A 13,324-nucleotide genomic window follows, 5' to 3' on the forward strand; every position below is an offset into this window, starting at 1 on the left:
TACTTATAAAGGACTTGGCCTTAACCTTAGCTGAACCAATCTTGACTGGGGAAAATATTTTGTTTTTCAGTTTTGCTATGAAAAATACCATAAAAGCGCATTTCGTCGGCAACTAGATTTTAGGCGGCTGGAAACGGGAGGGTTGTTAGGGCCAATAAAATGGTGTGACCCCAGCAGATTAATGGGTAGACAAGCACAAAAAAGCCAAACATCTTGTTTGGCTTATTGGTGTGGCTGTTGGTGGATTATTTTTTAAACAGGTGGGGATCGAATTGATGTCCTAATTTTTCCGTTTTGGTGCGCAAATAGTCACGATTGTCGTCGGTCATGCCGTGATCGATTGGGGTACGACTAACCACATTAATGCCCATTTCTTCCAGCGCGGCTCGCTTCTTAGGATTGTTGGTCATCAATGACACCTTATTTACCTGCAAGGTATCTAGCATCAATTTACAAATGGCATAATCGCGCATATCTGCGTCAAACCCTAAGTGCTCGTTTGCTTCAACCGTATCCATACCACTGTCTTGCAACTTGTAAGCACGGATTTTATTCAATAAGCCTATGCCTCGACCTTCTTGGCGCAAATACAGCAGTACGCCTTTTTTGTTTTCGACCATGTTCTGCATTGCTTTTTCCAATTGGAAGCCACAATCACAACGGGTGCTAAATAAGGCATCACCAGTAAGGCACTCGGAGTGGATCCTGACGGGGATCACTTCATTATTTTGCCATTCACCATATGACAAGGCTACATGCTCTTGCTGCGAATCCACTTCAACAAATCCATGGATGGTAAATTTGCCAAAGCGGGTGGGCAACTTAGCAGAACTTACATACTCAAATTTATTTGAAGGATCACTGTTCACGCGTACTGGCCTTAAATTTCAATAACAGACTACTTAGAAAGACAATATGGGCACGATTACCCTTTTTACAAGCTTTAGTTTATGGTTTTGCAAGGGACAAAATTTTCTAAGGGTGCAGGTTTAGCCACGCCATAACCTTGGGCGAAGTCTACGCCAATCTTACCTAGCTCTACCATAATTTCTTTAGACTCGACAAATTCAGCAACTGTGGTCATGGACATAGCTTTCGCAACATCTTTGATGGAGCAAACCATGGCCATGTCTACTGGGTCAATGAGTAAATCACGCACAAAACTGCCGTCAATTTTGACACAGTTAACCGGTAGATTCTTCAAATAACTATAAGAGGAGAAGCCGCTGCCAAAATCATCCAAGGCGAAAGTGCAACCTAGCTTGCGAAAGGTATTAATGAACCGCAGAGTTTCTTCCATTTTAACGATGGCCATACTTTCGGTGATCTCAAAACAAATTTTGTGGTGTGGAATATTGTATTTCTCAAAACCACTAAGTAAATGCATCTTAAGATCGTTGTCAGCTAAAGAGTGGCCGCTAAGGTTGATGTTACATCGCTCCAATTTGGCCAAATGGGCCGGCTTGGAAGACAGCCACTTAAATGTGTTTTGTATCACCCATTTGTCGATTTGCGCCGTCAGCCCATAGCGCTCTGCTGAGGGCAAAAATGCGGCAGGAGGGACTATTTCACCATCCGGGCCAACCATGCGCAGTAAAATCTCATAATGATATCCGTCGTTCACTTTGGATAGGGGATAATAATGTTGATAGTAAAGTACGAAATGATCGTTCTCTAATGCTTGGTTAATTTGCGAGACCCATTTCAATTCGGATTCATAACGTTGCATTTTATGGTCGCTAGCAGAGTAGACATGGAGTCGGTTTCGACCTTGCTCCTTCGCTACATAACAGGCTCCATCTGCCATGCTCATGAGTTGCTCTGGGGTCTCAGCGCCATCATGCCAATCAACTAAACCTATGCTGATACCTGTGGTAAACATGCGATTTTCCCACACAAAACGAAACTCTTTTACAACATTTAGCACTTGGCTGGCCAGGAGATGGGCCGACTTTGTATTCTCAGCCTCAAGGATTACACCAAATTCGTCTCCACCTAAACGTGCTAGAACGCCCTTACCTGCTACCACATCGCTGAGTATTTGTGATAGTTGCTTTATCAATACATCGCCGGCTTTATGACCACAGGTATCATTAACCACTTTAAATTGATCAAGGTCCATGTAGAGTAAGGTTAAATCTTGCTTCAATTGCTTTGCTCGTCGAATACCGTCCCGCAATTTTTGCTCAAACTCACGGCGGTTATAAACACCGGTGAGTGAATCATGGGTGGCTAAATACTCTAGGCTGATACTGGATTGCTTTTTCTCTGTAACATCGAAAATCGATCCGAAGAAAAATTCATCGTCGCCATTACGGGTTAGTTGCACGGAAATGCAAAACCAAAATTCGCTGGCATCCCTGCGGATACCTTTTATCTCTCGACCAAGCACCATTCCTTTATCAAATATTTCATTAAGTAATCCATCGCGCTGCTGTGGATTGGCATAGAGCTGCGACGTATCCTGCACTTCAGCCAACATTTGCGCTTCATTTTCGAAGCCAAACAGCTGACACATGGCAGGATTAGTGGTGACTAACTTACCGTCTATGGTGGAGGTGTAGAGTCCTTCAGCGGAGTTTTTAAACAGATCATAAAATTGACGTAAATCTGCTAAGGCTGTCTGCTGGTGCGTGTGTTGCACGCGAATGATGTTCTGTTCATGGCTCTCAATTGCAACTGCAATTAACAGCACGCCAGTCATCACAAGGAAAGAACTGATCAGATCATAGTCGACGGGAAGGACGGCGCCAGATAAATAAAGGCTTACATTTAACATACTGATTGCACTGATAATTAGCCATCCAAATATATAAAGTCGGTTGGCCAATGGGTGTTCACGATGGTGATAAATTAATGCTAACAATAAGTGCAACAGAACCGCGGCGGCCGTTAACGCCGAGGCGACTATAATCTGCCAGTAGCTATTTAAAGTGGGTGCAACCACCACCAGAGCTATTGCCATCATATAAGATATAAAACGCCAATAAATGGGGACAGCCACAAGTAGGTTATGGGATACCTTTGCAGCGGTAAAAATGGTAATCGCAATTAATAAACTGCTGATGTGGGCGGAATAAGCCCCTAGGCCAGTTAGTTGAGTCACAACCCCGTTTATGTTTAAAAAAAGCATCAATAAACTGGCGTTGGCAATTGCAAACCAGAAGCGAGTGGGGCTTCGTAGAATTACGTAAGTAATTAAAAAATAGAAAAAAAGTATTGCTAATGCGCCGCTAATTACGCCGATAAAAGCTAATCGAAATTGCTCTTCAGCAATAAGTGCGTTTTCGCTCCAGAGATCCAATGCCACTGTGCTGGGTCCATCGTCTCTAATTCTTAAGTAAACTGAGACCAGTTGATTTTCATCAAGGGTTAACGGTAATACAAAATTGCGATGACTGAACGGGCGTTGGGTAATTTCCCGTTTGGCTCCCACTAAATAGGATTCTAGAATTCTATTTTTTTCATCCAAAATATAAGCATCTAGAAAATTAATTGAAGGATTACCCACTACTACAAAATAGTTATTTCTTTTATTGTCGATATGTTCAAAGGAAAAGCGCACCCACATTGCTTGATTTTCACCCATCGGAGCGGTGTTCCAATTAGTGGTCCAACCTTGCATCGCCTGTACTTGTGAAAGTTGACTGCGTTTGTTGGTCAGCAAAACCTCAGAATAGGAGTGCAATTCAAGATGCTGGGTAGACTGCTCTAGCCTGATTGGCTTTTTATCAGCCACGTCCGCCCAGGCGTGTGACGACAGTGCTGCGAAGGCAATACATACTGCTAAGGAAAAAACTCTAACTAAATCCAATCTAACTGACCATCCATATTGTAGTGCTAGATCCACGCTAAATATTGTGAGATTGCAGATCTACTAGCAAGTTTAGCAATGATGTTTTGCTAACATTACTTAAAGATTCTATCCATATTGCCTCACAAGTGGCGTCATAACAAAGCATAAATGACCCTTCTTCGTAGATAAATTGAATTTGTGCCCGGTCAGCTCCGTGACTCACCTCCTGAATGATGCAATTTGTTGATTTTATAAGCAATAATGCCCATTCTATAGTCACTTCCTGAGCGGGGAAAGGGGCTATTGATGAGACTAAATTTTCCCCTTCTAACTGCCATCTAGCAGAATTTAGCTGCTGCATGAAATCTCCATATCTTGTCCCCAGCTTGGCGGCGTCGCAGCATAGCTTTGAAAATTATTTTGTTCGTCAAACGGATTAGCCAATACTTTAAGCAGTTGCTCACATTCAGAAAAATCGCCCTCTTCGGCACGATCAATCGCAATTTGGGCTAAGTAATTACGTAAGATGTATTTCGGATTAACCTGCTGCATTTGCAGCTGGCGCGACTCAGCTGATAAGGTTTCGATGGCGAGTCTGCTGCGGTATTGGACGAACCAATCTTTTGCCCGTTGACGGTCTATGAAGTGGTCAACGAATTGGTTCTCGCTAATTGCTTGATTGCACAATAGGCGGAAGCTTTGACTAAAATCTCGTTTGTCTTGTTCCAACATCGACAACCAGCCATTCACCAATTCTAGGTCATCTTCTTGAGGTTGATGAAGGCCTAGTTTTAAACGCATCAGCGACGCATACTGGTCGAGTAACCTTGGTTCATATTCGGCTAAAACGTGTTTGATTTCATCGATGCTTAAGTATGGCGTAAAGCTGTGGGCTAACGCATTTAAGTTCCATAACGCGACACCGGGTTGTTGGTCATAGGCATAGCGACCCCCATGGTCGGAATGATTACAAATATACTGTGAGTCAAAGTTGTCCAAAAATGCGTACGGGCCAAAGTCAAAAGTAATTCCATGAATAGACATGTTGTCAGAATTCATAACACCATGACAAAAGCCGAATGATTGCCATTTCGCAATCATATCTGCGGTTGAAAGTACCACCTGTCGAAGCATTTCTTGGTGTGGATTCGCATGCTCACGGCAGGCGCTAAAGTGATACTGCAATGCATATTCAAATAATGCGTCTAATTTGTCTAACTGCTTACTGTGATAAAAATATTCAAAATGGCCGAAACGCAGATGGCTTTGACAAGCACGGATCAGCATCGCACCTGTCTCTTGTTTCTCCCGATAGACTGGCTCCGAACTGGACACTAAACACAGGGCTCTAGAGGTGGGAATACCTAGATGATGTAACGCTTCACTGGCTAAATATTCCCGGATAGTTGAGCGCAGCACGGCTCTGCCGTCACCAAATCGGGAATAGGGGGTTTTACCTGCACCTTTAAGATGCAGGTCCCATCTCTGTCCTGCGTGCGTCACCACCTCGGCCAATAATAAGCCGCGACCGTCACCTAACTCTGGATTCCAGCCGCCAAATTGATGTCCACCATATTTCTGGGCCACTGCGTGTTGATTGAGTGCGCCTTGGGAGCTAAATAATTGAGTAAATAGATGGCTCTGCTCACTGAAGCTTGGGTCCAATTCGAGTTGCTCAGCTAAGGGCTGATTATACAATTGCAATTGGGGTTCAGATAATGGTGACACCGTCATTGGTGTTACCAAAGCTGTTAAATTTTTTGCGTATGAGTGATCAAAATGCACGGTTTGGCCTGTATAGTAAATGACTAGTCTATGGTTTATTCTGATTCAGTAAGTTGTGACTGAAACGGTCGCAATCAGAGCATACTATTTTTTACTTAATCTAATAAGCACTATGCCTTGTTAGTCATTTTTACATTTTTAGAGGTCTAAAACATGAAATTCAAACAAGCTATTATGATTGTGTTGTCGATAAGCTTCGGATTTTCTAGTTCTGCAATGGCTGCAGGGGATGCAGAAAAGGGTAAAGCGAAATCAGCTACCTGCGCTGCATGTCATGGTGCAAAAGGTATTTCGATGATCCCTATGTATCCTAATTTGGCTGGACAGAAGGAGCAGTATTTGGTTCTACAATTAAAAGCGTTTCGCGATGGTCAGCGTAAAAATATGCAAATGGGTCCCATGGCATCCAGTTTGAGTGACGATGATATTGATAATTTGGCCGCCTATTATGCCGGTTTGAATCCTGCGGGCTGATTTGCTGTCCCAAGTTAAGGTCACATGCCTGCTCCTTGTGACCTGATTTATCGCTTTGATCATTTTAGCTTTCAATCTTTTTCCACATCCTTAGCGTAGTTATCAATATACCAATTAAACTGCTCACAGGAGTGATACATGATAGTCGTTCATCATCTTAACAATTCCCGCTCGCAACGGGTGCTATGGCTGCTCGAAGAGCTAAATTTAGAGTATGAAATAAAGCATTATCAACGAGATCCGCAAACCAATCTTGCCCCTAATACCCTGAAATTGGTTCACCCACTTGGTAAATCGCCGGTGATTACTGATGGTGATATTACGGTGGCAGAATCGGGCGCGATAATAGAGTACTTGATTGAAACCTATGGCGAGCAACTGAAACCTGCAGCTAATAGTGAGTCCCGTCGCCAATATACTTATTGGCTTCACTTTGCGGAAGGTTCACTGATGCCGCCAATGGTGGCCAAGTTGGTATTAGATAAAGTACGAGCGAAAGCTAGTCCGTTTTTTATCAAAATTGTGGCCGGGAAAATAGTCGACAAAGTAATGCAAAGTTATTATTCCCCGATCATTCAAAATAATATGTCTTTTGTAAATTCACACTTAGAGAATAACTCTTGGTTTGCCGGTGAGCAGTTAAGTGGTGCTGACTTTCAAATGAGTTTTCCTCTAGAAGCAAGTGTCGCTAGAGGGGTAGGTAAAGATTTTCCAGCAATTGAGCGCTTTGTTAAACAAGTTCATGAACGTGAGGCCTATAAACGAGCGCTGAGTAAGGGCGGTGACTATGATTATGCTTAGTAGCTGGGTTGGCTAACGTAATCATTAATAAGTGTTAGGAAACGCTCGCCATAGCGCTCTAGCTTAGTGTTGCCTACACCACTAATCTGTAAGAACTGGCCGGAATTTTGCGGGAGCTGTTCGGCCATATCCGCTAAACTGGCATCACTGAATACTACAAATGGTGGAACGTCATCTTGTTCTGCTATAGATTTTCTAAGATGTTTCAATTTAGCAAATAATGCTCTGTCGTAATAGCGTTTATCATTTTTACTCGCTTTAGCAGTATCGAGCGCCAATCTAGGTACTGCTAATGATATGGCTTTTTCGCCTTTGAGTACGGCCCTTGCCGCCTCAGTTAACTTGAGAGTGGCGTTCTGAGTTATATCAATACGTAAGAGTCCTTGGTGAATCACTTGGCCAATCAAGTTATGCCAGTAAGCATCTGATTGAGCTTTACCAATGCCATAGGTGCTGATTTGCTCATGCTGTTGTTCAATTATACGTTTGAGGGCTTTACCCTTAAGTACGTCAATTACGTACTGGGTAGCCACGTTCTGGCCTAGGCGGTATACACAAGACAATACCTTTTGGGCGTCTGTTGTGCCATCAAAGCGCTTTGGCGGGTCGACACAAATATCGCAGTTGCCGCAATGATCACCGCTGTATTCAGAAAAATAGTTTAGCAGAACCTGCCGACGACATGTTTGGGCATCCGCAAAGGCTTCCATCGCTGCAAACTTTTGCAATTCAATATCTTGGCGCTCGGTATTCTCGCCCATGCTGATCCATTGCCTGATCCGAGCTGCGTCTTTTTCATCAAACAATAACAAGGCTTCTGCTGGCATGCCATCTCGACCAGCTCGTCCAGTTTCCTGATAATAAGACTCTATGCTGCGTGGCAAATCAAAGTGCACTACAAATCGCACGTTTGATTTATTGATACCCATGCCGAAAGCGACAGTGGCAACAATGATGTCGATGTTGTCCTGTATAAAGTCTCGTTGAATTTTGTCACGGATCTCAGTTTCCAATCCTGCGTGATAGCCGGCACAGCTTAAGCCTTGTCGCGCTAGTTTGGTGCTTAATTCATCCACCTTAGCTCGGCTATTGCAATATACAATGCCGCTGCCTTCTTGGGATTTCACATACTGGACAAGTTGATCGACAGCCTTATATTTTGCTAATAGGTTGTAGCGAATATTCGGTCGGTCGAAGCTACTTTGAAAAATAAATGGCTCATGTAAATTGAGCTGTTGTTGAATGTCTGCACGAGTGGCAACATCTGCCGTTGCGGTCAAGCCCATAACTGGAACCATTGGGAAATGCTGCTTTAGTTGACCTAGCAATCGATAGTCTTGACGAAAATCATGACCCCAGTGAGATACGCAGTGAGCTTCATCCACAGCGATCAAGCTCAACTGCAAACTGTGCAGTCGGTTGATAAAATCGATTTGCATCAATCGCTCAGGAGCTACGTAGAGCAGCTTAAATTTGCCATCTTGTAATTGCCGATAAATATCTAATAAGTTCTCACGGGGTATCGAAGAATTGATATAAGTCGCCGATACACCAGAGGTAACTAGTGCGTCCACTTGGTCTTTCATCAATGATATTAGCGGTGATACCACGACAGTGATACCAGGTAACACTAATGCAGGTATTTGGTAGCATAAGGACTTTCCGCCACCTGTTGGCATCAAGACTAAGGTATCTTTGCCTGCTAGTGTTTGCTCAATTACAGCCTCTTGGCCCAACCGGAAATGATCATAACCGAATACCTGCTGCAGGATGTCCTGGGCTGATTTCTCTGGGTATTGGGATAGGTCTTTAGGGTTGTTCAAGAGGGCCTCATTGCTGAATCTTCAAAAGCGCGTTATGTTACTAAAAATCGACGTGCTGGTATACGATTACAACGGGTATCTCAGCACAATCTGTACCTAGCAAACTGGAAATGAAAAATAATATGTCACACAACTCTACCGATACTCCTTTAAGTGCGGACGCATTATCGGAACATGTTACTCAGTTATTTAGTCAGCATATGCCGTTTAATCAACTGCTTGGTTTGGAAATAAATAAACTAGATGTTGATGAAGTGGAGATCCGGTTGCCATGGGACGACAAATTAATGGGTAATCCCATTCAAAAAATTCTGCATGGTGGTGTTACCGCTGCGATTTTAGATACAGTGGGCGGGTTGATGGCGATTCTCTATGCAATTAAAGGGATTGAACATGCGTCCATCGAGGCTTTTCAACGTGCGTTGCCTAATGTCGGGACCATCGACATGCGTGTCGACTACCTTCGACCAGGCAAAGGCAAAGAATTCATCGCCACTGCCCAAGTAATTCGCAAAGGTAAAAAAGTCGCTGTCTGTCGTATGGAATTACATAATGAAGCTGGAACCCATATCGCCTTTGGCACCGCAACCTATATGATTGGTTAGGAGTTTGAGTTGCAATAGGTGGCAAAACAGCCATCTAGCCTGATACACATTCGTTCGTCAGAATTGGCGTTAGTACAGGTAAGCAACAAATACACTGCATCCTGTAATAATTGCATTGCAATGATCCCTTCTCTTATCACCCTCTCAACTTGTTGTGGTTATTATACCTTTTAAAACAATGGCTTAATCGTGGTTGGTGAGTTGGCCTGAACTCTGCATAAGTAAAGTCACGAAACAAATTTTAACGTTTAAACACTTAAGGAGAATGGCTATGTTGAGCTGGGCATTAACATTTTTAATTATCGCAATAATTGCAGCAGTTTTTGGATTTGGCGGGCTAGCAGGTACGGCAGCCGGAATTGCTAAAATAATCTTTTTCGTTTTCGTTGTGTTGTTAGTGATATCGCTTATCAGTAATGCACTGCGGGGCAAAGGTCCAAAGGTTTAGCTAGAAAGATATTATTTTATTAAAACTTAACTACCACCATGTAACGGAGAAATACCATGAATAATTTAAAAAAACTTACTTTACTTTCGATGATTTTGGGTTCACTAACACTTGTTACTGCATGTGACGATGGAGCTGAAAACGCTGGTGAAAAAATTGACGAAGTAATGACTGACACTGGCAACGCAATCGAAGATGCTTGTGAAGATGTGAAAGAAGGCGTTAAAGCTGAAGACACAGATTGCTAATATTGTTAGTTATCTAATTGTTAAGGGGGTTCGCCCCCTTTTTTGCTTACTAAAATGGCAATTAACGACAAGAGGTTAGGTCTGTAACTGCCAATTGAATAGATCACGTTTAATCGTGGGGAGTCGCGGCGATGAAATTACCTATTATTTTTATTGTTGTTATTGTGACCATTGGATTTATCATATCTAGGACCAGTCTTGGCGATGGAGGTCTGATTACAACTTTCTTAGTCTCATTTGGTTTGATTGTTATCATTGGATTTTTGGCAATGCTTTTTGCAGCCAAAAAAATCAATAAGCGAGAGAAGTAGCGCTTGTCAGAGTGTGTATACTGGTAAGTTGTTTTTACCAGTATATTTGCTGTTAAACTATTCAGACTATACTCAATCAAACCTTTTTATTCTGTGAGGATCCTCGTTGAACACACGATTGTTGAAAATATGGGATTCGTTGCAGTCCAGTTTTTGGTTTTTGCCAAGTCTTATGGTTTGTGCAGCAACACTGTCTGCAAAAATATTACTAGCCTTTGACCATTGGGGCGCTGAAAAATCGCCTAAGTATCTCGCGTTTTTATACGAGGTGTCCGCCGAATCAGTAGAGGCTTTACTGACTACCATCGCTAGCGCAATGATTACCGCCACTACAGTGGCATTTTCAATTACTGTGGTTGCCCTTACCTTAGCATCATCTCAATTTGGCCCCAGACTTATCCGTAATTTTATGATGGATAAGGGTACTCAAGTGGTTCTAGGGGTATTCATATCAACATTTATATACTGTTTGTTGATTTTACAAGGCTCAGGAGATCAACTGCAAAGTGGTTTTATACCCGGTGCATCAACTTATGTTGCTGTGTTTTTTGCCTTTGTGGGGACTGCCTTTCTAATTTATTTCATCCATCATGTTGCGCGGTCTATTCAAGCTGACAATGTGGTTGATCAAGTATATGAGAGCTTGCAAAACAACATAGATCGTTTATTTCCTGATTCAAGTGAAACACAGCCAGAGCGTATTTCAATTGTTCAAGTAGAAAAAGATTATCCACATCGTTTTGAAGTGGTCGCTGATAAAAGTGGTTATATTCAGGCGTTAAATACTCACTTTTTGACAGAATTAAGTTGTGAGCACGATATCGTGGTTGAAATACATCATTCACCAGGGGATTTTGTGGTTCCCGGTATTGCAGTGTTATCGATACACCAAAAACTAGCTGAACTTTCATTTGATCCAACGGCTCTACTAAAGGGAATTTTATTCGGCTCGAATCGTACTCCGGTTCAAGACCCTGAATATGCAATACACCAACTAGTTGAAATTGCAGTTAGAAGCCTTTCCCCTGGTATTAACGATCCCTACACGGCGATAACTTGTGTGGATAAATTGTCTGCGGTGCTTTGTAGTTTGTCACTTAAAACCTTTCCCCAATCATGCCATTTCGATGAGCATAAAAATCTACGGGTAGTAACTAAGCCTACAGTTTATCAACAACTTGCAGAACCTGCGTTTGACCAGATTAGGCAGTATGGGGTTAAAAGTGTGGCTGTCACTATCAGGTTGATTGAAAGCTTGCGCAACATACAGCATGTAGCTCAGCAGACAGAAATTGAAAATTTCGTTTACCAGCAATTATCAATGATTGAGGAAATTCAAAATAAACAATCATTGTCCCAAGGTGATCGTGAAGATCTGCAAAAGCGAATAGATGATTTAAAAGCAAAACGCGATTTTAGCTAATCTAGCCAGTGATTTTTAAGTCTGGTTGCTGGTTTTGCAAAACTGTTTTCGCACCACACAAGTTCCGCTGAATGCACAGGCATCGCTAATTACTTCATTTCAAGGTCATCACCAATCTACAAATCGCAGTGAATACATCCATGTATGCTTAGCGCTCTCACCCTGAGAGCGATATTTTGTATCTCGGCAACGACCTTTCCATTCATTTAAGAAAGCGTTACATGGACAGGCATCGCAATGTACTTCATTTCTACCAACGAAATTAGCTATCTGCCTATCTGCTTTATGCGCTTTTAGGGGAGACCCAGGCCCGCTGTTAGACGCTGATTATGGGGTTGATGAGTCTGCACTATTTACAATTTACTTAGTAATAATTTCGAGCTTGGTTTGTATTGTCTTGGTGGGAGTTTTTAAATTTCGTTAGAAATCAAAGGTTTGTGAGTTGGCATTAATTTGGCTTGTATTATTGTGAACGTAAAAAAGGAGATTATTATGAAACGCTCAATTACATCACTTTTAGTAGCAGTAGTATTAGGTACATCATCAGCTAGCGCAGAGAACTCTTGGACAGATACTGCCAAGGACGCTTGGATTGATGGCAAAGCTGAATCGACCTTGTTAATCAACGGCAACTTAGATTCATTTGATATTGATACTGATGTGAAAAACGGAACTGTAACACTTACCGGTAAGGTCGACCGCGAAGTTGACAAGGCACTGGCAACAGAGCTGATCATGTCACTTGATGGTGTTAAGGACGTAAACAATCAACTTACCGTAGTGGCCGAGGAGGATATGGATGAGTCCAGTATGCAGGCGCTGAAGGATTCTAAGGTTGAAACCGTAGTAAAAACACGTTTATTATTCGAGTCTGAAGTGAGTGGGCTAGACATCGAGGTTGAAGTCGATGCCGGTACCGTCACACTTAGCGGCGAAGTTGAGTCAGACGCAGAGCGTGACCTTGCGATAACCATTGCTAAAAATACAGACGACGTAATTAACGTCATTGATAAACTGAAAATCGAAAGCTAATTACTAGCTTATTATTCAGTAATGAAAACACCCACCCTTTAGTGGGTGTTTTTGCTTGTGCTGATATAATCCTACGTTTTAATATTGGTCCGGCATCTGGCCGAGAGTCAAGGCTTTACTAGGTAACTAAAATGATTGAATCACTAATTAATATAATTATTATCTAACGATCAAGGGTTCTCAAAATCCCGCATTCACCCACTGCATTTTCACCTTGGCAGGTCTTTAGCATATTCGCGAGGGAAGATTTTAAACTGTTTAGCTCTCTAATTCTGACCCTGACTTTGTGCAAATGATTTGCCATCATATGATCAATAGCTTCGCAGCTTCTTTCCGGAAATTGACGTATTTCGAGCATTTTCTTGATGTCATGAAGGGAAATATTCAGGCTGCGACAATGCTTGATAAAGTCCAATTGTTGCAGCGCTTGTGGTCCGTATAAGCGGTAATTACTCTCGGAACGCGCTGCCGGGCTCAGCAAACCTTGCTGCTCGTAATAACGGATGGTTTGCACTGAGAAACCCGTCTTTCTAGCCAGTTGACCAATTTTCATAATGCACTTTTAATGTTTGACCCTA

Annotated in this window: 14 protein-coding genes; 8 read left to right on the top strand and 6 right to left on the bottom strand. The window is 42.4% G+C overall.

Annotated features, from left to right (window positions below; translation table 11 throughout):
- Window positions 1–245: 245 nt before the first annotated feature.
- The 4 genes from ribA to QR722_RS00935 form a co-directional block, all read right to left on the bottom strand.
- Complete coding sequence (ribA, locus tag QR722_RS00920) at window positions 246–869, bottom strand: GTP cyclohydrolase II (RefSeq protein WP_286284887.1); 624 nt, start codon at window positions 867–869, stop codon at window positions 246–248.
- Window positions 870–943: 74 nt separating this feature from the next.
- On the bottom strand, window positions 944–3,814 hold the full coding sequence (locus tag QR722_RS00925; RefSeq protein WP_286284888.1) for an EAL domain-containing protein: 2,871 nt from the start codon (window positions 3,812–3,814) through the stop codon (window positions 944–946).
- A 37-nt stretch (window positions 3,815–3,851) separates the two neighbouring features.
- A complete protein-coding gene (locus QR722_RS00930; protein WP_286284889.1) occupies window positions 3,852–4,157 on the bottom strand; it encodes a DUF3630 family protein in 306 nt (101 codons plus the stop codon).
- Window positions 4,145–5,581: a protein adenylyltransferase SelO gene (locus tag QR722_RS00935; protein WP_286284890.1), complete on the bottom strand. Its 1,437-nt coding sequence runs from the start codon at window positions 5,579–5,581 to the stop codon at window positions 4,145–4,147. Before QR722_RS00935 ends, QR722_RS00930 begins: the two co-directional genes overlap by 13 nt.
- Before the next feature lie 174 nt (window positions 5,582–5,755).
- Here QR722_RS00935 and QR722_RS00940 point away from each other — a divergent pair, with 174 nt between their 5' ends.
- Both QR722_RS00940 and QR722_RS00945 read left to right on the top strand, forming a co-directional pair.
- Window positions 5,756–6,055, top strand: coding sequence for a c-type cytochrome (locus QR722_RS00940; protein WP_502872459.1), 300 nt, complete (start codon window positions 5,756–5,758; stop codon window positions 6,053–6,055).
- Between the two features lie 138 nt (window positions 6,056–6,193).
- On the top strand, window positions 6,194–6,856 hold the full coding sequence (locus QR722_RS00945; protein WP_286284891.1) for a glutathione S-transferase: 663 nt from the start codon (window positions 6,194–6,196) through the stop codon (window positions 6,854–6,856).
- Here the strand turns inward: QR722_RS00945 and recQ are convergent.
- Window positions 6,853–8,679: a DNA helicase RecQ gene (gene recQ, locus QR722_RS00950; RefSeq protein WP_286284892.1), complete on the bottom strand. Its 1,827-nt coding sequence runs from the start codon at window positions 8,677–8,679 to the stop codon at window positions 6,853–6,855. The genes QR722_RS00945 and recQ overlap by 4 nt on opposite strands.
- 122 nt (window positions 8,680–8,801) lie before the next feature.
- Here recQ and QR722_RS00955 point away from each other — a divergent pair, with 122 nt between their 5' ends.
- The 6 genes from QR722_RS00955 to QR722_RS00980 all read left to right on the top strand — a co-directional run bounded on the left by QR722_RS00955 (window position 8,802) and on the right by QR722_RS00980 (window position 12,746).
- Window positions 8,802–9,284 (top strand): thioesterase family protein, encoded by a 483-nt coding sequence (locus QR722_RS00955; protein WP_286287497.1) that lies wholly within the window; start codon window positions 8,802–8,804, stop codon window positions 9,282–9,284.
- Window positions 9,285–9,555: 271 nt separating this feature from the next.
- Entirely contained in the window at window positions 9,556–9,732 is a 177-nt protein-coding gene (locus QR722_RS00960) for a DUF1328 domain-containing protein (RefSeq protein WP_286284893.1), read from the top strand.
- Between the two features lie 56 nt (window positions 9,733–9,788).
- Complete coding sequence (locus QR722_RS00965; protein ID WP_286287754.1) at window positions 9,789–9,980, top strand: hypothetical protein; 192 nt, start codon at window positions 9,789–9,791, stop codon at window positions 9,978–9,980.
- Window positions 9,981–10,111: 131 nt separating this feature from the next.
- On the top strand, window positions 10,112–10,291 hold the full coding sequence (locus tag QR722_RS00970) for a hypothetical protein (RefSeq protein WP_286284894.1): 180 nt from the start codon (window positions 10,112–10,114) through the stop codon (window positions 10,289–10,291).
- Between the two features lie 106 nt (window positions 10,292–10,397).
- Window positions 10,398–11,714 (top strand): DUF2254 domain-containing protein, encoded by a 1,317-nt coding sequence (locus QR722_RS00975; protein WP_286284895.1) that lies wholly within the window; start codon window positions 10,398–10,400, stop codon window positions 11,712–11,714.
- A 492-nt stretch (window positions 11,715–12,206) separates the two neighbouring features.
- Entirely contained in the window at window positions 12,207–12,746 is a 540-nt protein-coding gene (locus tag QR722_RS00980; protein WP_286284896.1) for a BON domain-containing protein, read from the top strand.
- A gap of 163 nt (window positions 12,747–12,909) precedes the next feature.
- Here the strand turns inward: QR722_RS00980 and QR722_RS00985 are convergent, their stop codons facing one another.
- Window positions 12,910–13,299, bottom strand: coding sequence for a Cd(II)/Pb(II)-responsive transcriptional regulator (locus QR722_RS00985; RefSeq protein ID WP_286284897.1), 390 nt, complete (start codon window positions 13,297–13,299; stop codon window positions 12,910–12,912).
- Window positions 13,300–13,324 lie beyond the last annotated feature (25 nt).

It is taken from the genome of Aliiglaciecola sp. LCG003, from assembly GCF_030316135.1.
Taxonomy (GTDB): Bacteria; Pseudomonadota; Gammaproteobacteria; order Enterobacterales; family Alteromonadaceae; genus Aliiglaciecola.